At 44.7% G+C, this 25,665-nt stretch carries 6 protein-coding genes; 4 read left to right on the forward strand and 2 right to left on the reverse strand.

Translation table 11 applies throughout. The annotated features are described in order from the left end of the window. The first annotated feature begins 316 nt into the window (after window positions 1-316). On the forward strand, window positions 317-17,905 hold the full coding sequence (locus WR49_RS01775; RefSeq protein ID WP_046222860.1) for a retention module-containing protein: 17,589 nt from the start codon (window positions 317-319) through the stop codon (window positions 17,903-17,905). 267 nt (window positions 17,906-18,172) lie between these two features. Here WR49_RS01775 and WR49_RS01780 read toward each other — a convergent pair whose 3' ends face one another. Further along, a complete protein-coding gene (locus tag WR49_RS01780) occupies window positions 18,173-18,682 on the reverse strand; it encodes a peptide-methionine (S)-S-oxide reductase (protein ID WP_046222861.1) in 510 nt (169 codons plus the stop codon). Between the two features lie 326 nt (window positions 18,683-19,008). Between WR49_RS01780 and WR49_RS01785 the strand changes: the two genes are divergently transcribed. The 3 genes from WR49_RS01785 to tnaA all read left to right on the forward strand — a co-directional run bounded on the left by WR49_RS01785 (window position 19,009) and on the right by tnaA (window position 23,993). Beyond that, window positions 19,009-20,121 (forward strand): YcjF family protein, encoded by a 1,113-nt coding sequence (locus tag WR49_RS01785; protein ID WP_046222862.1) that lies wholly within the window; start codon window positions 19,009-19,011, stop codon window positions 20,119-20,121. Continuing rightward, the gene (locus tag WR49_RS01790; RefSeq protein WP_046222863.1) at window positions 20,108-21,793 is read left to right on the forward strand and encodes a GTPase family protein; all 1,686 of its coding nucleotides are present in this window, start codon (window positions 20,108-20,110) and stop codon (window positions 21,791-21,793) included. Before WR49_RS01785 ends, WR49_RS01790 begins: the two co-directional genes overlap by 14 nt. A 727-nt stretch (window positions 21,794-22,520) precedes the next feature. Continuing rightward, on the forward strand, window positions 22,521-23,993 hold the full coding sequence (gene tnaA, locus WR49_RS01795; protein WP_017055208.1) for a tryptophanase: 1,473 nt from the start codon (window positions 22,521-22,523) through the stop codon (window positions 23,991-23,993). A 179-nt stretch (window positions 23,994-24,172) separates the two neighbouring features. Here tnaA and WR49_RS01800 read toward each other — a convergent pair whose 3' ends face one another. Then, complete coding sequence (locus tag WR49_RS01800) at window positions 24,173-25,408, reverse strand: DUF3103 domain-containing protein (protein WP_046222864.1); 1,236 nt, start codon at window positions 25,406-25,408, stop codon at window positions 24,173-24,175. Between the last annotated feature and the right edge of the window lie 257 nt (window positions 25,409-25,665).

The raw sequence follows: 25,665 nt of genomic DNA on the forward strand, positions 1-25,665 counted from the left end.
GTGCGTTTTATTGCATATTAATCAACACCCTATAAACTTTTGCTTAGTCCATGAACAAACTAAAGTGAATGCCTAGATTTGTGAAAAGAAGTCACTTCGCACAGACATGACATTTCGGATAAGGAAGACTAGGCTTAAGGTTAAGTAAACTATAAAAAAAACAGGCGAAACGGAACTGACTCATCACATACATCAGTCTACGTAATTGATTGTTAATGCAGAGAATAAGTTCTGAATATAATTTAAGCCTGAAACCGTTATTACTATCATTTTCACGATGTTGGGCAATACAGCATTTTGTGACCTCGGGGGATATATGGGTATTGAAGTTTCGCGCCAAGCTGCAGTTGTAGAGGCAGTGAGTGGAGAAGTCATTGCGGTTAAGTCTGATGGAAGCGCACGAAAAATTTCAGTTGGCGATATTATTCGTGAAAACGAGATTGTTATCACTGCAAACCAAGCAGAGCTGTTATTAGGTAACCCAAACGGTGTCACTGAGGTGGCAAGTAATTGTGTTGGCTGTGTTGATCAAGACTTAGTGTGGGCTGATGCTCCTATCGCTGGAGAAGTTAATTTTGACTTACAGCAAGCCGATGCAGGAGATTTTGATGATGATGAATTTGCTGCTATCCAAGAAGCCATTTTAGGTGGTGCCGATCCGACCCAAATCTTAGAAGCAACGGCTGCGGGTGGCGGATTAGGTTCTGCAAACGCTGGCTTTGTGACGATTGACTACAACTACACCGAAACTCATCCGTCGACATTTTTTGAGACCGCAGGTCTAGCAGAACAAACGGTTGATGAAGACCGAGAAGAGTTCAGAACAATAACCCGTTCATCGGGAGGTCAATCAATCAGTGAAGTGCTCACCGAAGGCTCCATTTCTGGCAATACCTACCCCCAATCTATTACAACTACCGAAACGATTATTGCTGGTAGTTTAGCGCTCTCCCCTGATTCTTTTGTTCCAGAAGCACTGTCTCTCGCTTCGCTACTCACAGAGCTAAACAGTGATATTACTTCAAGTGGTCAACCCGTTACGTTTACTTATGATGCGGCGACGAACTCTATCATTGGTGTTCAAGGCACCGATGAAGTATTACGCATCGACATCGATGTTGTTAGTGTTGGAAACAACGCTGAGCTTTCATTGACCACAACGATTTCTCAACCAATTGATCACGTAACGTCTGTTGGTGGCGGTCAGGTTTCCTATACAGGCGATCAAATTAACATCACTTTTGATATTCAAGGTGAAGACACCGCCGGAAACCCATTAGCAACACCAATTAATGCGCAAGTTGCCGTGGTTGATGGGATAGATCCGTCAGCTGAAAGTGTCAATATCACTAACGTTGAAACTAGCAGTGCGGCAATTGAAGGAACGTTCTCGAATATTGGTAGTGATAATCTTCAATCAGCCGTATTTGATGCAAGCGCACTCGACCAGTTTGATGGGTTGCTCAGTGACAATCAAAACACGCTTGCGAGACTGTCTGACGATGGAACAACGATTACTCTGTCCATCCAAGGTCGAGGTGAGGTTGTTCTCACCATCTCACTAGATACCGATGGTACTTATAAATTCGAGCAGTTTAATCCAATAGAACAAGTGGGCTCCGATTCACTGACGTTCGATTTACCGATCACGATTACCGATTTCGACCAAGATGTTGTAACCAATAACATCAACATTGTTATCACTGATGGCGATAGCCCAGTTATTACCAATGTCGACAGTATCGATGTTGATGAAGCTGGTATTGTTGGCGGTTCTCAGGAGGGAACAGCGACAGTATCAGGTAGTGGCAGTGTTACCTCAGAGACTTTTGATAGTGACATTATCGATCATCATGAACTTGAACCTGCAGAGTTTAATACTAGTGGCACACTGATATCTAACGGTGAGGTTGTGTTACTCGAATTGGTTGATGAAACTAATGGCGTACGTACTTATGAAGGCTATGTTGAGGTAAACGGCACAAGAATTACGGTCTTTGACGTAAAAATTGATAGCCCATCATTGAGTAACTATGAATTTAACCTCTATGAAGAACTGTCTCATCAAGGCGCTGAAGATGCGTTATTAACTTTTGCACTGCCAATTTATGCGGTAGATGCGGATGGGGATCGTTCTGCACTATCTGGCGGTTCGAGTACACCAGAAGCCGCAGAAATTCTCGTTAATGTAAAAGATGATGTTGTTGAATTAGTGGATAACGTTGTCTCTGTCGATGAACCAACGTTGACTGGTGATACGGTTGTTTCGTACAACCTATTTAATTTTGAAGGCGCTGATGGCTCAACAATTCAATCTTTTAACTATGATGGTGTTGATTACTCACTAGATCAGAGCTTGCTGCCAGATGCTGCTCAAACATTCAGTTTTACTGAGGGTGTCGTAACCATCTCACTAAATGGCGATTTTAGCTTTGAAGTTGCGCGCGATATTGACCACACAAACAGTGAAACCATTGTAAAACAGTTCTCATTTTTAGCTGAAGATGGTGATGGAGACACTGACACTTCAACGCTTGAGCTAAGTATCACTGACGGCCAAGCCCCAATCATTGATTTGATCCCGCCTGTTACTCTCTCAGAAGCCAACCTTGCTGATGGATCTTCTCCAAGCGGAAGTGCGGTCAGCGCTACCGAGACGATTACCTTTACAGCTGGTAGTGATGATGTAGCTAAATTTCGTATTGAACCAACTGAATTCAATGTCGGTGGGACACTGAAATCGAATGGGTTTGCGGTTGAGATAAAAGAAGACTCTGCTAATCCGGGCACTTATATCGGTTTTATTACCGATGGTTCGGGCTCTGAAGTTCCTGTATTCACCATTAATTTCTCTGCTACTGCGTTAGGTGAATACACCTTTACCTTACTTGAAGCGCTAGACCATGTGGATGGCCTAGATAAAAACGATCTAAGCTTTGATCTTCCAGTTTATGCGGTAGACAGCGATGGCGATGACTCATTGGTATCGCAGCTTAATGTAACTATTGGTGATGACGTTCAAATCATGCAAGACGGCACGTTAGATATCATCGAGCCAACCGTCGCAGATTTGGCTGCTGGCACTGTAACGACCAACACCATTGATGTAATGCCTGATCAAAGTGCAGATGGTGCGACCATCACTCAGTTCACTTATGACGGTGTCGTAAACACACTCGATCAAAGCATTTCAGGCGAGCAGCAATTTAACTTCGCGGAAGGTAGCTTGTTCATCACCCTTGAAGGCGAAATGCGTTTCGAGCCCAACCGCGATCTCGACCATACCACGAGCGAAGATATCGTGAAGTCGATTGTGGTGACCTCAAGCGACTTCGATAAAGATTCGGTGACTTCAACGGTTACATTGACGATCACCGATGGCGATATCCCAACCATTGATGTTATTCCAACGGTTAGCTTATCTGAAACGAATCTGAGTGATGGTTCGAACCCGAGTGGTAGCGCGGTTAGTCAAACCGAGACGATCACTTTCACCAACCAAAGTGACGATGTTGAGAAATTCCGTTTAGAGCCTAGTGAATTTAACGTTGGCGATTCTCTTACGTCCGATGGTCTGGTTATCGAGCTTAGGGAAGAACCTGCGGGGTCGGGTAATTATATCGGTTTCACGACTGATATTTCGAATACTGAAACTACCGTTTTCACTCTTGATTTCAGCAGTACCAATTTGGGTGAATACACCTTTACGCTTCTCGAAGCGATTGACCACACGCCGATTCAAGGCAATAACGACCTAACATTTAACTTGCCAGTTTATGCCGTCGATAGCGACGGTGACGACTCTCTGATGTCTCCGTTGGCGGTGACGATCACCGATGACGTTCAAGTGATGGTCAATAGCTCACTCAATATTGAAGAGCCAACGGTCTCGGATTTAGCGGCAGCTACGCCGACCACGACAACGGTTAATGTTCTTGATGAAGAAGGCGCTGATGGAACGACCATTACTCAGTTTACCTACGATGGTGGAGCGGTACTAACACTTGACCAAAGCGATACGGGTGAACAGAAGTTTGATGTTGCTGAGGGTTCGCTGTATATCACCCTACAAGGCGACGTGCGTTTCGAGTCTAATCGCAATCTTGACCACACTGGTGGAGACATTGTTAAATCAATAGTGGTGACTTCAAGCGATTCTGATAACGATCTTGTTTCTTCAACGGTTACGCTGACCATTACCGATGGCGATATTCCAACGATTGATAATGTACCAAGTGTTACGTTATCTGAAAGCAACCTGAGTGATGGCTCTGCTCCAAGTGGCAGTGCGGTCAGTCAAACTGAGACGATTACCTTCACCAATCAAAGTGATGATGTGACGAGTTTCCGTATTGAACCTACTGAGTTCAATATTGGTGGCCTTCTAAAATCGAATGGACTGACGGTTGAGTTGAAAGTCGACCCAAGTACGCCGGGTGGCTACATCGGCTTTGTGACGACGGCGCCTAATGTTGAAACGAACGTGTTCACGATTAGTTTTTCGGATACCAATATCGGTCAATACACCTTCACACTGTTGGAAGCGTTAGATCACGTTGATGGGCTAGGAAATAATAACCTAAGCTTTGACCTGCCGGTTTACGCTGTTGATAAAGATGGTGATGATTCGTTGGTGTCTCAACTCAATGTGACTATCGGTGATGATGTTCAAATCATGCAAAACGGCACATTAGATATCGTTGAACCGAATGTTGCTGATTTGGCTGGTGGCACTGTAACGACCAATACCATCGATGTGATGCCAACGCAAAGTGCTGACGGCGCGACAATCACTCAGTTCACCTACGATGGTCAACTTCGAACACTTGATCAAGCTGACAATGGCGAGCAAAAGTTCAGCTTTACGGAAGGAGAGTTATTCATCACTCTTCAAGGTGACGTGCGTTTTGAGCCAAATCGTAATTTAGACCACACAACGAGCGAAGACATCGTGAAGTCGATTGTGGTGACTTCAAGTGACTTCGATAACGATCCAGTGACAGCAACGGTTACGCTGACGATTACCGATGGTGATATCCCAACCATCGATGCAGTGCCAAGCGTTACTCTATCTGAAACTAACCTTAGCGATGGCTCTAGCCCGAGCGGTAGCGCAGTAAGTCAAACCGAGACGATTACTTTCACTAACCAAAGTGATGATGTGACGAGTTTCCGCATTGAACCAACCGAGTTTAATGTCGGTGGTGTACTGAAATCGAATGGGTTTGCGGTCGAGATAAAAGAAGATTCTGCTAATCCGGGCACTTACATAGGCTTTATTACCAACGGTTCGAGCGCTGAAGTCCCCGTGTTTACCGTTAGCTTCTCTTCAACCACGTTAGGTGAATACACTTTCACTCTACTTGAAGCGCTAGACCATGTTGATGGCCTAGCGAACAATGATCTGAGCTTTGATCTGCCTGTTTATGCGGTAGACAGTGATGGTGATGATTCACTGGTATCGCAGCTTAATGTAACGATTGATGATGATGTTCAAATCATGCAAGGTGGTGCGCTCAATATTACCGAGCCGACCGTCGCTGATTTAGCGGCTGGTACACCGACCACGGCTACTTTTGATGTCATGCCAGACCAAAGTGCTGACGGCGCGACCATCACTCAGTTCACTTATGATGGCGTTGTAAACACCCTCGATCAAAATATTGCAGGCGAACAGCAGTTTATTTTCGCAGAAGGTAAACTGTACATTACCCTCGAAGGTGAAGTTCGCTTTGAGCCTAATCGAGATCTTGACCATACGGCAGGCGACATTGTTAAGTCGATAGTGGTGAACTCAAGCGATTTCGACAAAGACTCAGTCACTTCAACCGTTACGTTAACGATCACTGATGGTGATATTCCAACTATTGATGTTATTCCAACGGTTAGCTTATCTGAAACGAACCTGACGGATGGTTCAGCCCCAAGTGGCAGCGCAGTAAGTCAAACCGAGACGATCACCTTCACCAATCAAAGTGATGATGTGGTTCGCTTCCGCCTTGAACCAGCTGAATTCAATACCAACGATGCACTTACATCGAATGGTTTAGCTGTTGAATTACGTGAAGATCCGCAAGGGTCGGGCAACTATATCGGATTTACAACCAGCTCGTCGAATGCGGTAACTACAGTATTTACGTTGAGTTTTTCTGGGACAACCTTAGGTGAATACACCTTTACCTTAATCGAAGCCTTGGATCATCAAGATGCACGTGGCAACAACGACCTGAGTTTTGATCTGCCTGTGTATGCGGTGGATAGTGACGGTGACGATTCGTTAGTCTCTCAGCTTGGCGTGACTATTGGTGATGATGTGCAGTTGATGCAAGGCGGTACAATAACCAGTCGTGAGCCTGCTGGAGTAGTCGAAACATCGAATACTCTGGACGTGATGCCAAATCAGAGCGCAGATGGAGCAAAAATCACTTCATTTGTGTTTGATGGAAACAGTGCAGAAAGCCTTGATCTCAATGTGAATGGCGAGCAAGAGTTTGTGTTCACTGAAGGTTCTGTATTTATTACCACAGAAGGTGAGATACGATTCGAGCCTGTACGAAATCAAGATCACACGAGTGGTGATATTACCAAGACGATTGTTGTTACATCTACTGACCTTGATGGTGATATCGTCTCATCTACCGTGACATTGAAGATTACCGATGGTGATCTTCCAACGATCGATTTAGTCCCTGGAATTACGCTCTCAGAAGTGGATCTCGCTGACGGTTCTTCGCCAACCGGTAATCCAGTGACGATGACTCAAGTTATTACCTACACAGAGGGTAGTGACGATGTGAGTCACTTCAGAATTGACCCAGCACAGTTCAATACGTCTGGAGCTTTAAAGTCCAATGGCTTAGAGGTTGAGATAAAAGAGCAGCCAGCGAATTCTGGTAATTACATTGGCTTCGTCAAGGACGGTTCTAACGTAGAAACCAACGTCTTCACGATCAGTTTCTCGACAACCAATCTAGGGCAATACACGTTCACACTGCTTGAAGCGTTAGACCATGCAGATGGATTACAAAACAATACTCTAAGTTTTAATATCCCTGTTTTAGCGGTTGATACCGATGGTGATGATTCAGCAATGTCGCCAATGACCGTGGTGATCACCGATGATGTGCAAGGCGTTCAAGATGGGGTGCTAAGTATCACTGAGCCTTCACTTGCTGATATAGCAGCAGGTACGCCAACCACGTCAACAATCGACGTTATGCCGACACAGAGTGCTGATGGCGCGAAAGTGACTCAGTTTATCTACGATGGTGGCACGGCTGTTACGTTAGACCCAACTGTGTCTACAGAACAAGTTTTTACCGTAACCGATGGCTTACTGTACATCACGATTGAAGGTGAGGTGCGCTTTGAACCAAGCAGAAATCTAGACCATTCATCTGGCGATATCGTGAGAACGATAGTCGTGACGACCAGTGATTTTGATAACGATACCGATACCGCGGATGTCACGTTGACGATCAAAGACGGAATTGATCCGGTTATCGATGTAGTGCCAGATATTAACCTATCGGAAGTTGGTCTTGCTGATGGTTCTATGCCGAGTGGTTCAGCGGTTAGCTCGACACAAACGATCACTTATACCGTGGGTAGTGATGATTTAAGCCACTTTAGAATTGCAACCAACGAGTTCAATCCTGGCGACCTACTCAAATCAAATGGTCTTGTTGTTCAGTTAAAAGAAGATCCGTCTTCTCCAGGTGATTACATTGGCTATACCGATGATGGGGCAGGTAATGTAACCGATGTCTTCACGATTAGCTTTGATAGCGTTAATAAAGGGCAGTTCACCTTCACTTTGATTGAGGCGTTAGATCACCTTGATGGTGATCTTAATAACAGCCTCAACTTCAACCTGCCTGTTTACGCCGTTGATACCGATGGTGATGATTCGGTTAAACGCGATGTCATGGTAACGATACAAGATGACATTCAACAGATGCAAGATGGCACTTTAAGCATCACAGAACCGAATTCTGGCACACCAACCACTGCTACTGTTGATGTAATGCCTACACCAAGTGCTGATGGGGCGACCATTACTCAGTTTACTTTTGGTGGCGGTTCAGCGATCACCTTGGATCAAACTAACAATGGCGAGCAAGAGTTTACCTTCACTGAAGGCTCACTGTTTGTCACGCTAAGCGGTGATGTAAGGTTCGAACCAAACCGAAATCTAGACCATTCAGCGGGTGACATTGTTAAGTCGATTGTGTTTACGTCTTCTGACTTTGATAAAGATACCTTTTCATCAACAGTCACGCTTACGATTGTTGATGGCGATGGACCAACAATCAACGTTGTGCCAAGTGTCAGCTTGTCGGAAAGCTTGCTTGCGGATGGTTCGACACCTAGCGGAACGCCTGTCAGTGTGACTCAGACTATCACCTCGCTAGCGAGCAGTGATGACATTGGAAAAATAGTCGTCGAAGTTGGGCTGTTCAATACCAACGGCGTGTTGAAGTCTGATGGCCTTGAATTGAGTTTACGTGAGGAGCCTGCGGGTTCTGGCGACTACATTGCGTTTACGACGGATGGTTCGGGTGGTGAGAAAATCATATTCACCCTAGATTTTGATGATACTAATCCTAGCCAGTATACCTTTACGCTGCTGGAGCGTTTGGATCACGTTGATGGCTTAGGAAACAACGATCTGAGTTTTGATCTTTCCGTTTATGCGCAAGATACTGATGGCGATATTTCAGCGTCTAAACCGCTTTCAGTAATCATCACCGATGATGTCCAGTTAATGCAGTCTGGTGCCCTTAGCATCACTGAACCAAGCACTGGGACGCCGACCACAACAACGTTTGATGTGATGCCAGCACAAAGTGCGGATGGTGCCACAATCACTAAGTTTACCTATGGCAGCCAACCTGAATCGTCTCTGGTACAAAGTAATACAGGAGAGCAAAAGTTTGTATTTGCAGAAGGTTCTTTGTTTATCACGCTTGAAGGTGATGTGCGTTTTGAACCTAATCGCAATCTAGACCACTCTGGTGGCGATATCGTCAAGACCATTACGGTGACATCTGAAGATAAAGATGGCGATATCGTGACGTCTACCGTGACGTTAACTATTGCCGATGGCGCGCCACCAACTATCGACACCGTACCGACTGTCGCGTTGGAAGAAGCAAATCTGATTGATGGTTCTTCACCGGGTTTACCTGTTAGCCAAACTGAAACCATTACTTTCACAGCTGGAAGTGACGATGTGAGCCACTTCCGTATTGATACCACTCAATTCAACACGTCTGGCGATCTGAAGGCAGATGGTTTGGTGGTTCAGCTAAAAGAAGATCCTGCCAACAGTGGGAACTATATTGGTTTCGTAGAAAGTGGGGGTGTCCAAACGGATATTTTCACCATCACCTTTAGCAGTCTGGTTCTAGGAGAGTACACATTCACCTTACTGGAAGAGTTAGATCACCTGCCAGTACAGGGTAATAACGATCAAATATTTACCTTGCCAGTGATCGCTGTCGACAAAGACAACACTGACTCAGCTGTGAAACCGCTAACAGTGACCATTACTGATGATGTGCCAACCATTACTGACACATCTGTCGCAAGTACGTTTGTGGTTGATGAAGATGATTTGGGTACTCTGGCACAAGCGACGGGTTCGTTTGTTACCACCGAAGGTGCCGACCAAGTTGAGGTTTACGAACTACGCAATATCTCAACTCTAGAAGCGACGCTATCGTCTGGCAATGAAGGTATTAAGATCACTGAGATCACAGGTGCTGCTAACACGACCACCTACCAAGGTGCAACTGACCCAGGCGGAACGCCAATTTTCACATTAGTGCTGACTGATGATGGTGCTTACACGTTTACCTTGCTTGGTCCTCTCAATCACGCCACGACACCGAGCAACCTCGATACACTTACAATACCGTTCGATGTCGTTGCAGTTGATGGCGATGGTGATGATTCTAACCAATACGTATTGCCAATCGAGGTGCTAGACGATGCGCCAGTAATGAGTGCGCCAACCGGTGAAACGGTTGTCGATGAAGACGATCTTACTGGTATTGGTTCCGATCAATCTGAAGACACCATTATTAATGGACTGTTTACGGTTGATGAAGGTGCCGATGGTGTTGTGAAGTATGAACTGGTTGATGAAGATTTGGTGCTGGCTGGCTTAACCTCTGATGGAGAAAGTTTAGAGTGGCTAGCTGTTTCACAAAGCGGCACAACATTTACTTACGTTGCTCAAACAACAACGAGTAATGAAGCGGTGTTTGAGATTATTTTCGATACCTCGGATAACAGCTATCAGTTTGAATTGTTTAAACCCCTTAAGCACCCTGATGGTGCGGATGAAAACGCGATTGACCTTAACTTTTCTGTTGTTGCAGAAGATTTTGATCAAGACCAATCAAACGCGATCGATCTGAAAATCACGGTGGCTGATGATGTTCCATTGGTGACAACTCAATCGATCACACGAATTGAAGGCCAGGGCTATGGTAATTCCAAAGTTGACATGTTTGCTAATGCCACGGATGTCGGCGCGGATGGCGCGGTACTGAGTCGAATTGAGGGCATTACCAGTAATGGTGCAGATATTGTTTTCCGTACAGGAAACAGCGGGCCGTACAGCAGCAGTTTGGATTTAAATAGCGGTAGCCAACAGGTACGAGTTTACGAACAAACCGATGATGGTAGTGGTGGCGTGGACACCCGTGAGCTAGGGCGCTTGCGTATCAACTCAAATGGCGAGGTTGAATTTAGAGCTAACGGCTATCTCGATCATGACGGCCTAGACACCATCGATTTCTCGATTAATGTGATTGCGACGGATGGCGATTTAGATACCTCTGAAACACCGTTAGATATAACGATTACTGATAGGGACTCTACAAGAATCGCTCTGAAAGTGACGACCTTCGAGGATGCGGGTAGAGACTCAACCATACCTTATGCAACGGGTGATGAACCAGATCTTGAGAATGTTCAAGATAACCAAAGTGGTCTGCCTAATGCGCCTGCACAAGTTGCACTGCAAGTTAACCTATACGACCAAGATAACAATGAATCTATAGGTCAGTTAACGATAAAAAGCCCGAACGGAGATGATAGTCACCAAGGTACGTTCTATTACTTTGACGGTACCTCTTACCATGAGCTAGTACCTGAACCAAATGGGAGCATTATATTTGGTCCTCCTCAACTTGAGCAAAGCTTTGCTCCAAATCCGAATGAACCAAGACAAACTATCGCGACGATAGACAATCTATTCTTCGTCCCTGATCAGAACGCTAGTTCAAATGAAACTGGTGGGCGCGTTCGTTATGAACTCGAAATTGATAACAATGGCACGCTTGACCACACAGTAAACTCAAACTTCAGAATTGAAATTGAAGCGGTAGCGGATATTGCAACGTGGGATGACGCCAACAGTACTTATCAGTATCAAGTGAATGAAGATGAAGATAACGTTACGTTGCAGCTGAATGCTGAATCGCAAGATAACAGTAATACTGAGACGATTACCTATGAGCTAGAAGCCGTTCAAGGTGATGGGAAGTTTGAGCTGTTGGATCAAAATGGCGATCTGTTAACGCCCGTTAATGGTGTTTATATTATTGCAGCTGGCGATATCAATAGCACTGTCGTCAACCCAATCGATAACTTCTCTGGGCTAATTGAGTTCAAAGCAACGGCAATTACGGAAGAGACACGGAACCCATATGATGATTCAGCGAACGGCGGGTTAGACAAAACGACCGCTCGCTCTGTTGAGCAAAATATTATCATTGATGTGACTGCCGATGCGGATCCTGGGTCGTTCAGTGTTAACAGGATTCGTATTAACGAAGACAATATTGATGACCCAGACTATCTAGGTCCTCTGGACAACAAAGATGCCTTCACGCTAGACGAAGTCATCACAATGAACGGCTCAGTGGACACTGATGGTTCAGAAGAGCTATTTGTTCGTATCAGTAATATTACCGAAGGGGCGGTGCTTTATTTCCTTGGAACTACGACCCCAGTTCCTACAATCACCATTAACGGTATTGATTATCAGGAAGTGGCGTATTCCGACTTAGCCAACGTAGAGATTGTTCCGACTAAACACAGCAATGTCGATTTTACTTTTGATGTAACCGGTGTGGTTAAAGACACTGCGAACCTCTCTACTGGTGCACAAGTTGATGAAGAAATCCTAGGAACTAAAACGGTTAACGTTGAGGTTAAAGGGGTTGCAGATATTCCTTATGGCGGTACAAACGGTACGGCTTGGACAGCAATCACCGATGGCACAACATCTGGTGTTCAAACCACGATCCAAGAGAGCCAGAATGGAGACAGCTACGCCGAGCTTGATTTCACCGTGTTGTCGGGAGAGAGAAGACCTGATCTTGCAGCAGTAGATCAAACCCCATTACCTGACGACGGTTCAGAATCCATAACCGTTATCCTCTCGGGTATTCCTGATGGCGTTATTCTGGAAGACGGTGACGGTACCATTATTGACCTTAACTTTGTCGGTTACGAAACCGGTCCGGGTGGTAGCCCCGATCTTTCTAAACCTATCTACGAAGCGAACATCACTGACGCAGGTAAAACCTCAGGAATCCGCATCAGACCTGTCGATTCTTCAACCGAGAACATTCATATTCAGGGTAAAGTGATCGTGACTGAGAATGACGGTCATACGCTTACGTTTGACCAAGAAGTGCGAGTGTTAGTCGAACCTAGAATCGATACCTCAGCGACGTACAGCACAGTCACTAATGGCGATGAAGATACGGCGATCAGTATTGATTGGCACCCAGAGGGTACTGATTATATTGATGATGATGAGCATTTCACTTCTATTGTGATCAGTGCCATTCCGACAGATGTTGAAAGTGTTGTGGTTAATGGCGATGTAACTTGGGTTTACGATGCTTCAGCAGGCACTTTAACCATTACGCCGAAGAGTGGACAGACGGCAGAAGAGTTTACTCAAATTGCACTGAACAATAATTTTATTCAGATCACACCCGAACAAGACTCGAGCACCGACTTTACGCTTAATACGGTTGCCATGATCGAAGAGCGAGATCATGAGTATGTTGATGCGACTGATCCTGGTCAGGGCATCGCTACCGCGACAATCACGGGCTCGATTGATGTTGTCGTACGTCCAGTCGTTGAGCCGCAAGATGCTAGCAACAAGCTTATCGTCGATGATGTGCTGGGAACTGGAGCACTAGCAACCGTAGTTGCTGATGCAAACACTGGCGTGCTTAAGTTCACTACCAATAGCGATAATACATCGGTTACGGATGAGTTCGTCATTCGATATCAAGAAACAGATGTTTCGTCCGCTATCGAAGAAGTGGATCAGTTAGTTATTCAATTAACAAATGTGGACGACTCGGCTCTATCAGATGCTGTACTCAATCAACTGCTCGTTATTGGCGCTGCTTATGAAGGCAATGGGCGCTGGGTTGTAACGAATGAAGACATATTTAGCATAAGTGCACCGAACGGCCTTGTTCTTCCTTCAGGAAACAGCGGGGCTGGAGGGTTCAATGACATCAAGATGGACATCTTTAGCACTGTGATAGACCGAGGTGATGGTGCTGAGGTTGAGTCATCTACGGCCGCTCGTAGGGACGGAGAAGTCACTCTGTCATTCCCTCAAGTGGTGGCAGGGAGCACTAAGGTCGCAGCCGATATTGATATTACACCAGACAGTGTTGTTGATGCGATTGAGGACACCCAGTTAGATCTGGGGACGGCATTGAATGGTTTAATTACGTTCTCGGGCGAAGACGACTCAACTGATCAAGTGACCATAATTATTGATGACAGTGTGACCATTAATCCAGGATCGGCGAACGAAGTCACCTTCCCAATTAGTTTATCGGGAAGCAGCGACCTCGACTTTGTTAACGGGAAATATGTATTCCAGACTACCGTCGATCAAGGGGGCTCGACCGACTTCTCTGGTTTGTTTCTTAACTTGCCAGCTGACTACTCTGGCGACTTTAGATTACCAATCACCATTGTGACTAAAGATATGCTCTCAGGGGATGAGAAAACTTTGGTGACCGATGTGGTTATAAAAGTTGCTCCTGATGTTGAAGGTAACCCAGATATTGACGTTACTGTCGTTGGTTCGCTTGACGATTCGTTTAACCCTGTCGATACCGATGGGCAGAGTGGACAAGATACGGTCGGTTATGAAGATACCTATATCCAGCTTGACTTCAATTCAACCATTTCAGATCAGGTTTCCGGCGTTGAAGGCGGTCAAGAAGAGTTTACGTCCGTTACCTTAACGCTGGACGACCCTTCTATAGGTGCGTTTTATGACAATACAGGTACCTCATTAGGTACATCTGTCACGTTTAATCAGGCTGAAATCGCGGCAGGTGCATTAGATAATGTGCTCTTTAGGGCAGTAACAAACTACCCTACAGGGAATGATGTAAATCAGGTACAAGTCAATGTCAGCGGTACAGTGACCGATACCGCAACTTATAATGATCCTGCCTCACCGGTAGGTACGGCAGCAGACACAGATTCATTTAATACCAGCGTGAGCTTTGATGTTGTCCCCGTTGTCGATGATGTGCAGGTCACGGGGCCAGGTAGTAACCCAGATATCATTGAAATAACAGGTAATGAAGATCAGTTAATTTCATTAGCAGGGACCGGACCTGTATCGATAGCTTTGACCGACCTCGATGGCTCTGAGCAGTTCGTTTCGATTAAGTTTACGGGTGTGCCAGATGGGTTTTTGATGAACGCAGATGCAGGGTCTGGATATACAGTCAAGAATAACGGCAACGGGGAATGGAGTGTTAAGCTTCCTCAAGCTTTGGGGCTTTCGTTCGACCTTAGTGAGTTATCGATATTACCACCTAAAAACTTCAGTGGTACTGCTGAGTTTGGTGTGGAAGTCTTTACTCAAGAATCTTTGCTTGGTGTACCGACTGCGGCGGCGAACTTGCCGAGTTTCAAACTGCATGTGGTGCCTGTTGGTGATGATGTAGATACCAATCCAACAGATTCCGTTGTAGGCAATGAAGGACAAAACATTGATATTGAGATCAATGCGACGATTTTGGATAAAGAGCTATCTGCAACGGGCAGCGGCACTTATACCGAGAATGCGCCAGAGACACTTAGAGTCGAAGTGGCAGGCGTCCCTCAAGATGCTTCTATCTATTATCCAGACGGCACCACGTTGGCTAGTTACGATCCAGTTACGCAGATCTGGACACTGGATGTTGCTGCGCAGTCACTTGATAAGATCGTATTCAATTCAGGTGAACACAATAGTGATACGGGTAATGTATTAGGCATCAATGGCCCGCTGCAGATTACCGTTCGCTCTGTTGATACTGACGCAGATAACACCGAGTATTTGGGTATGCCAACCAGCTTCGATGTTGATCTGGTGATCGATCCTATTAACGATCAACCTATCTTTGTAAACGTAACGAATATTGAAACATCTGAAGACATTAGTGTTGCCATCGACAATTTTAGTATCTACGACGTTGATGCTAACTTTGATAATCCAGATGCTCCGTATGTTCTTACGTTGCAAGTCGATCAAACACTGCCGGGAGCACAGGGTGTGTTTGAGTTTACCAGCTCTCCTGACGTGACGTTTGTATTGCAACCTGACGGCTCATTGGTGATTACGGGTAAAGAAGCGGACATCAATACTGCATTGACCAATGGAGCAGTGACGTTCAAGCCAGATCCAGACCAGAACTACCTCAACCAGAGTGGTTTAGTCACGATCAATGCGACCCTCGATGACGGCGGTAATAACGGTCTGATTGACGCGGGTGATCCGAGTACTGCTCAAATTAATCAAACTACGTTCACCGTTAAGGTGACGGAAGTGAACGATGCTCCTGCCGCGACAGACGTTGATTTAGGTTCGATTGCCGAGGAAGGCCAGCTTGTTATCGTTGAAGGTGACTTAATTGCAGCAAGCTCTGATCTTGAAAACCACAACCTCACCGTCACGGGTGTGACCCTGACTCAAGGACAAGGTCAGCTAACACGCTTTGAAAATACTGGCGGTGCAGATGATCCTGCGATTACTGGACCGTTCTGGATATTCACTGCAGCTAATGATTTTAATGGCGATGTGAAATTTGGTTATTCGATTATTGATGATGGTACCACCAACGGTGTGGATGACTTCCTAACTGATAACGCTGAAATTAGTCTTGTGGTGACTGAAGTTAACGACCAACCAACGGCATCGGATATTGATTTGGGTACCATGCTTGAAGAAGGTCAATTGATCATCAAAGAGGGTGACTTAATTGCCGCGACGAGCGATCCGGAAAACGATTCGATTACCGTGACTAATCTGGTGCTCGATGAAGGTCAAGGCCAGTTACAGCGCTTTGAGAACGTAGGTGGTGCTGATGACGCTACGATTACAGGCCCTTACTGGATATATACGGCTGCTGATGAATACAACGGTAACGTTAAGTTCACTTACACCGTTGAAGATGACGGTACAACGAACGGCACTAATGACTTCCTAACGGATACGGCTGAGATTACAGCGATTGTCGATGGAGTGAACGATACACCTGTTATTAATGGTGACAGTGTCACCTCTATGATTGATGAGGATGCAGGTCAGTTATTGAGTGGCATCAATGTCAGTGATCCTGATTATGTTGATTCATATGCCAATGACCTAATGACAGTCACGCTGACGGTCGATTACGGCACATTGAATGTATCACTTCCAGCAATGACGACGGTGATGGTCAACGGTAATAACACCGGTACAGTCATCTTAGTTGGTACTCTGAGCGATCTGAATGCGCTGATTGATACACCAACTAGCCCTAGTGGGGTTTACCTTGATGCGAGCCTGTCTCCAACCAATAGCATTGGTTTAGAAGTGGTCGCTAAAGACAGTGGTAACCCTTCAGGTATCGCGATAGAGGCGGCACCTGTGGTTTACAATATCGCGGTTACGCCAGTTGCGAACGCGCCAACCTTGTCTATCGATACTGCGACTAACTACGTGAGAAACATTACTGCGAGTCAGTCTGTCAGTGCGAGTGGTATTCCTTTGGTTGGGATTATCGCGGCCTTAACGGACATTACAGAAGAGCTCACGTTGCATATCAGTGATGTACCTGCTGGCGCTCAAATTACCAGTGCTGCTGGTTCTGTAACGGATCTTGGCGGCGGTGTTTGGATTGCAACGGCGGATGCAATTGAAAGCTTGCAAGCGGTCGGGCTTACTCAAACTCCAGGTAACTACACGCTTAAAGTTGAAGCGGTTTCTGAAGAGACTGACAACAACGATACGGCGACATCGGCTTCAATAGACCTTAACCTGAACATTGTGTCTGACGCGGCCGATATTAACCTAGCTTCTGAAACCGATGATGTTCAGTTGTTAGCTGGCACAAATGCGACTGACCTAATTGCGGGTTCTGGAGATGACCGACTGGAAGGTGGATCGGGTGATGACACTCTTATTGGTGGTGACGGTAACGACACACTTATTGGCGGAGGTGGTTTTGATATCCTTACGGGTGGCAATGGAATGGATTCGTTCGTATGGCTTAATATCGAAGATGGCGTTGAAGATACCATCACCGATTTCAGCCTATCTGAAGGAGACCAGATTGACTTGCGTGAAGTACTACCAGAGTTGAAGAACACATCTCCAGACATGACGGCGCTACTGCAACAGATCGACGCGAAAGTCGAAGGGGATGATATTGAACTTACGATCAAGTCTGATAATTTAGGCACCACGGAACAAGTGATTGTTGTTGAAGATCTTGCTCCTCAGCTAACCTTAGGTGGTACCATGCCTTCGGATATTTTGGATGCGCTAGTGCAACAGAACGTTATTACTCATGGGTAGCTTATCAAAACGGGTGAGGTGCTTACTGAGTAAATATGAACTTAGTGGTTTCATTGTAACGATGTTACCTAGCTTGTTTGGATATCTTGTTTTTATGTAACTGCACTAGCTAGTATAAGTGTTAGTAGTGTGGATCATGATTCGATGAATTAGCTGGAAAAAACGAAAACCTCAACAAAATATAATTGTTGAGGTTTTTTGATGGGTACTTTTTAAGCTAGAAGGCAAAAGATAAAGTAGCGATCTAAACTAAACTTAATCTCAAAGCTAGGATTTGTATTTATGCAGCAGATCCCAAGGGATATGACATAAGTGATGATCTTCAGGAAAGTGACTTAGGTGATGCTGGTGGATATCGTCACTGGCGATGTATTTGGTTAACGGTAGTATTTCGATCACGATTTGGCCTGCGTCACCACGAGATGCAATGTAGCGCTTGGCTTCCGCTAAGTGTTGAGCGTCGGTGCTGTAAACACCGGTGCGATACTTTTCGCCCACATCGACACCTTGTTTATTGACGCTGTAAGGGTCAATGATCTCGAACAGATGTTCCATCAAAATTGTGACTGACGTGATGCTCGGGTCAAATTCAATCTGCACACACTCTGCGTAGCCATCATAAGCGTTTTGGGCGTTATCGCTTTTTGATGTTTTGTTCTCTGTTGGCTGGGAGCTGCCATTTGCACGACCTGCTTCTGTGCTGATCACGCCGGGCACATACTTGATAAACTCCTGTACGCCCCATAAGCAACCGCCAGCTAAATAAATCTGTTCCATACTTCTCTTTGAACTCTTAGTGTTTGTTCGTGGTCGCTAGCGACTATTTATAACTGTTAGTTGACCACTGTTCGTGGCTAATTGATGGTCTAGGCTACTAAGCTTTAATTATATCAATAGATTAGAGTATGCTTTAATGCGTGATAGAGCCGTGCACCCAAAAACGATCGCCTGCATAGAATGGGTTCTTATATCTAGATTAGCGCCTAAACATTGTAAATTAGCATGAATGTTTCAACGCAAGTGTAATGCGATAGAGTGATTATATAAGTCCTAGCGCTTTGTCACCAACCCGAATCTCAAAACAAGTGAGAGTTAGCCTAACTATGTTTGATCAAATAAAAGACTTCATTAATCCGAGTAAAAATCCCGATTTGACTCCGGCCCATGAATATCAGCGTAAGCATCTGCCGACATTATGGCTGTTGGGAAAAACGGGCGCTGGTAAATCATCGTTTATTCAAGCAGTCACGGGTGATTCTTCGGTTGAAGTGGGCAATGGTTTTGCGCCATGTACCATGACGGCGATGTCTTATGAGTTTCCTCAGGACAAACCTGTGATGCGGTTTCTTGATACCAGAGGTCTGGGTGAGGCAGATTACGATCCGAAAGACGATCTGGAAGAGATAGGTCTGGCTGGTAACGCGCTGGTGGTTGTGATGAAAGCCGATGAGCCAGAACAGTCTGCTGTGTTTGCTGCTTTGAAACAGATTAAGAAGCAAAAGAAAATTAAGCACTTGTTGCTTGTTCATACAGCAGTACTTTGTTCCAGTGAAACAGACCGCGCAAGACAAGTTCAATTTAATTCCAATCAAGTGGAAAGGGTTTGGGGGAAGGGCTTTGAATCGATATCGGTCGATTTCGAAACTGATGACTCGAGCAACAACATTGGCTTAATCTACAATTATGATGCCTTGATTGAACAGTTGGCGAATATCCTGCCTGTTGTCGGAATGATGGTGGTCGACAAAGAGCATTCCACGCAAGAAGAGGCCAACTTCGACCACGTAGAAAATGAGGTACTTTGGTACGCGGGAAGTGCTGCGACCAGTGATTTGATTCCGGGTGTTGGCTTAGTGTCCGTGCCTGCGATTCAAGCAAAAATGCTTCATAGCTTGGCGAACCAGTATGGAGTTGAATGGAACAAGAGAGTATTCAGTGAGTTGATAGGTACGTTGGGAAGTAGCTTTGCTTTGCAATACGGAATGAAGCTGGGCTCTCGACAATTGATAAAGCTGATTCCGGTTTATGGTCAGACGGTTGGAGCCGTTGCTGCTGCAGCTATGAGTTTTGGCACCAGTTATGGTTTAGGTCGAGCGGCTTGTTTTTACTTCTATCATAAAAACAAAGGCGAAGAAGTCTCTGAACAAGAGATGCAAAAGATCTACAAAGAATCCCTGAAGAAAGGTAAGGCAGCATCGGGTTATGAAGAAAATTAGAAACCTATTTCGATTACTGGCCGTTTTATCGAGTGGACGCTGGGGTATTGCTCTGATTTCGGCCGTACTCCCAAGTATTATTATGATGGGCTTTGGTATTTTCTTGGCGATTAAATACGGTTACTTACTGGAAATGTCGATTGTCATTGTTGTGAGTACTTTGTTTTTTACTATTCCTTTATATGTTTCTAGTCGTTCTTCACGTCAAGCTTTGTATAGACAGTCTGTCATTCACAAGTCTCCCTCAAATACTGAGCAAAATAGCATGGGGGATTCTGAATCAGAGATAAAGCATGACAATATTGATATTAACGATGCGTTGGTTAAGGCTTCTCTTGATTGGTCTCAAAAGGAGTTGTCGATCTGGAATGAATCAAAACACTATGTACGCCAACAAATAATGGTCGATGTAGAGTGGGGTAATCTCGATCAAACTGGTTTAGAGATACTTGAATTCGTCGCTGAAAAGTTTGATAAAAAACCACTCGATTTTTCAATTCCCGAAGGGCTAAAGCTTTTTGAAGAAGTCAGTCGGAGATACAAATTGGTGGTGCGGGAGCATATACCGGGTATTGAGTACCTGAAGGTCTCCTATATTAAAGCGGGATACGAAGCCTATGATCGATATGGCGAGCTAGGGCTGAAGATCGTCAAAGCGGCTATCTGGGGAAATCACCTTAAAAATCTGTACCTGAACCCTTTGAAAGTCGTTTCGGATTTAGGCCGAGAGCAAGCAACATCGTCAATGACCAAAGGTGTGGTCGATGATATGCAGTATGCTGCAAAACAAGCCTTGTTAGATGAGGTTGCAGCCGTGGCAATTGATCTTTATAGCGGACGTTTCAGCATTGAAGATGAAGCATTAAGAACATCGGAGGTTTCTGAACTGGACGAACAGCGTTTTGCTCCAGAATTAGAACCCGTAAGAATTGTGCTGGTGGGTCAAACAAGCTCGGGGAAATCCTCACTGATTAATGCTCTTAAACAAGAGTTGGTCGCCGAAGTTGATGTTCTACCATCAACAGATGCTTCAACAGTCTACAACGCGTTTGTGGACGACAATGATGTTAGAGTTGTTGACCTTCAGGGGTTGGATGGTAACGCCAAAACCGAAGTCCTGATGCTTAAGGAGATGACTCAAGCAGATGTTGTGCTATGGGTGCTTAAAGCCAATCAGTCTGCACGTGAATTGGATAAGCAATTGAAAGATAAATTTGATGCTTTCTATGACGACCCTAAAAACATTTCTCGTAAGAGACCTATTGTAATATCGGTGGTGAATCAAGTGGATAGATTAAAACCGGTTAATGACTGGCAGCCTCCTTATGATTTGGGCAATCCTACATCGACAAAAGCTAAAACCATCGCTCAAGCACTCGAATATAACCATATGTTGTTGCAAACCGATATCGTATTACCACTCGCTATCGCGCCAGAAAAGGTGGAGTTTGGATTAGAGGCTCTGAAGCGAACGCTAATCGAAGGCATAGCCGATGCGAACAATGTTCAGAGAAATCGCCAGCGTTTAGAAGCAATCAAAAGAGGGAGATCGGTCAAAGGTCAACTGAATCAAGCGGTAAATGCCGGTAAGAAGGTGGCACCAAGCGCATTGAAAGCAGCGACACCAAAATTGGCTGAAATGGCAATCAAGCAAGCGGTTAAGAAAAAGTAACTAAGGACTGAATTTACAATGACGTTCTAGTGAGGTGCTTGCGCTTTATTAATACGCATTCTTGTTAGAGTTCAGTAGCATCCGCAGTCTACTATAGGTTATTGAATGTAATAGGGAGTATATATTATTTAGCTCTCCGAACTAGTTTAATAGTATATGAGCCGATGGCATTCACAGTTTATATAATGCGTTATCGTATTTTATCACTATTCTAAAGGTTGATCACATTTATACTTTTTTAATCTGTCTTTATAAAAGAATCATACTATATTTAACGTTCGGTTCATCTTGATTTCAACGTAGGGATATATTGTGAACATGTACCTGAAATGGCAATCAACAACATGGCTAACCTTGTTAGCTTGGTATACCTTAGATCATCAGCTCTCGTTCCACCTTTCTTCAGAGTAGTATTCTCTAGGCGTCACGCGCCAGCAGAGCCTTGAGCTTTGCCCAATCCTGTTAATTTTGTCTTAAAGAAATGTCGTAACTCATGCGTTCGCTCTTTGTGTTTTGTGCATGTGGTTCTTTATCTTTTAGTTATTATTAATTGGGACCTAATCAATACATCATTGATTAAATAATCTATTTTTAGCTATTAATTTTTATCGTAATTACCACGAGAGTGATCGTGCGTAAAAATAAATTAATGGTGATGACTCGTGACATCTAAAATAATGAATTCAGATTTTTCGCTTTAAGGCTGAATTTGTTGAAAGGGACTATTATGGAAAACTTCAAACATCTACCAGAACCGTTTCGTATTCGCGTTGTAGAGCCAGTAAAAAGAACAACTCGCGCCTATCGTGAACAAGCCATTGTCGAAGCGGGTATGAACCCATTTTTGCTCGACAGTGATGATGTGTTCATCGATTTGCTGACCGATAGCGGTACTGGGTCTATTACTCAACGCATGCAAGCTGCAATGTTGATGGGTGATGAAGCTTACAGCGGCAGTCGCAGTTACTATGCATTGTCGAATGCGGTGAAAGATATTTTCGGCTACGAGCTGACTATTCCAACACACCAAGGGCGTGGCGCAGAACAGATTTACATTCCTGTTCTTATCAAGAAGCGTGAAATGGAGAAAGGGCTTGATCGCGGTAAAATGGTCGCTTTGTCTAACTACTTCTTTGACACCACCCAGGGTCACACCCAGGTAAATTGCTGTGTCGCGAAAAACGTTTACACCAAGGAAGCATTTGATACCTCGGTTAATGCTGATTTCAAAGGCAATTTCGATGTAGTGAAGTTGGAAGAAGCTATCTTAGATGCGGGCGCAGCAAACGTTCCATACATTGTAAGCACAATTACCTGCAACTCTGCGGGTGGACAGCCAGTGTCTATCGCCAATCTAAAAGCCGTTTATGAAATCGCTCAAAAGTACGACATTCCCGTGATCATGGACTCTGCGCGCTACGCTGAAAATGCTTACTTTATTCAACAGCGCGAAGCGGGTTATCAAGATTGGACAATTGAACAGATCACACGTGAATCATACAAATATGCAGATGGTTTAGCCATGTCTGCCAAGAAAGATGCCATGGTACAAATGGGTGGCTTGTTATGCTTCAAAGATGATTCCTTCATGGATGTTTACACAGAATGTCGAACACTGTGTGTGGTTCAAGAAGGTTTCCCAACCTATGGGGGCTTAGAAGGTGGCGCGATGGAGCGTCTTGCTGTTGGCCTGTATGATGGAATGCGTCAAGATTGGTTGGAGTATCGCATCGGTCAGGTCCAATACCTGGTTGATGGCTTGGAAGCGATAGGTGTGGTGTGTCAGCAAGCGGGCGGTCATGCGGCGTTTGTCGATGCGGGTAAACTGCTCCCTCATATTCCGGCTAGTCAGTTCCCAGCTCATGCTTTGGCGTGCGAGTTGTACAAGGTGGCGGGCATAAGAGCGGTTGAAATTGGTTCATTATTGCAAGGACGTGATCCGGCTACTGGAGAGCAACACCCATGTCCAGCTGAGTTACTGCGTCTTACCATTCCTAGAGCGACATACACACAAACCCACATGGATTTCATCATTGAAGCGTTTGAAAAAGTGAAAGGGAATGGTGGGCAAGTAAAAGGCTTAGATTTTACCTATGAGCCAACAGTATTAAGACACTTTACTGCTCGTTTGAAAGAAGTTGAAATCAAGGAGAAGCAAACAGAAGCTAAGGATGAACCAACGCTCGAAGAAGAATTTTAAAATAAAATAATTTAACAGTTCAGAATAGAAAGGCTCTTTTGGGGGCCTTTTTTATTTGTCTATTTACTGGGTAAGAAAGCGTATATACCGAATGTATATTTACATAGGGCATATACGCTGAAGTGTAAGTTAATAACTCATTAAGGCTACGACAATGAAGGCCTCAACGTGAAAAAGTATTATTCTGTTGGTGAAATTATTACAGGTGCGAACGACGCGACAGCATTCCCGCCAGCGCCAGGATGATCAACATAAGAAGTGTTTTGCATCAAAGTGTAGAATACGTCAACGAAGTCATCGTCATTCACGAGTACACCATCAGGAATCACATCGATAATCTTGCCAGTGATCTGAGGGATGATCGCATACCCTTGAACTTCAGGATCAGGAATCATTTTCAGTATCTCTTCTGCGGCTTCAACCAGCAGTTTTGCTAGCTCTTTGTAGTCGGTGCCGTCATCGTGCTCCATCAAAATCATGTCTGCTGCTCCCCAACGGTAACGAGGCCAGAAGATAACGGTTTGATTTGGGTAGTAGGTCTGCTTGTCGTAATCCAGATAAGGCATCTCAACGAGATCAATCTGTGGTTCTACACGACTCGAATCGACCCCAGTGACGATAGCATAGATTTCAGCTTTGCCAGAGATCCACGGTTCTTGGTCGACAGCCAAATGGATTTTCGTTAACTGCGTGGTGTTCAACGGCTCAGGTTCCGACATCGTCATTGAGCGTTTAGCTTTGCCCATAAACGTTTGTTTTTGGAACTTACTGTTTTTACTCCCTTTACTGTCTTCATTATCGCCAGTGTTTTTGGATCCAGAATTGATTTGGGTTGCAGTACCTAGCTTGTTCATCTCGGCCTGCATCGCCATTAGGCCTGCTTTGAGTTCTTCAGCACCATTGCTATCAACGACAAACACAGGAACGTTTGGCATTTGGTACACGTCTAATTGATGAACTTGTCCGTACACGTCATACGCTTCAATGTATTGCCAATTCGAATCATCGCCTGATGGTTCAAATGCAAACAGCGGGTTCTCGCCATTCTTCCAAGCTTCAATCATCGCTTCATCAGCCATGCGAATCTCTAACACAGAGTCACTGAAATTATTGATCCCTTTCATCTTGCGATAGCCAAGATCCGCTTTCTGCATCTTGTTAGAGAATGCGGAGTAGGGCTGAGAAGAGTTCAGTTTGTCTATTGGTGTGGATAGACTCTTTTGTGAAATTTGAGCCTTTAAAGAAAGCTCAAGATCGGAATAACGCTCGCTGATTTGCAACGCCAAAGATTGCTTTTGTGCTGAGGAGCTCTCTGAAAGAGAGCGTGCGTCTATTGTGTCGATATTGTTTGCATAGGACTGGAAGCCAACCACTGTCGTTGCAAGCACCATACTGATAGAAATAGATGGTCTCATAAATAATCCTTATTTTAATTTTTATCATTAATAGAGCATTTGCCCTATAAGGATTAACCTATCAGCAAGATGAATGTGTTTAAAAGTTAGACAACTTATTTTATTCCGTTGTTCAGCACAGGATCTCAATTTAAACAATTTATAAAATATTAAGTGAGTGCTGACTTGCCATATCCAAACTTATAAACCAATCATTAGTTAATTAACAAAATTATTAACTGTATATCCTGGGTTTGTAGGGATTTAGAGCGCGCTTA

This window comes from Vibrio sp. ECSMB14106 (genome assembly GCF_000972265.1).
GTDB classification, from domain to species: Bacteria; Pseudomonadota; Gammaproteobacteria; order Enterobacterales; family Vibrionaceae; genus Vibrio; species Vibrio kanaloae.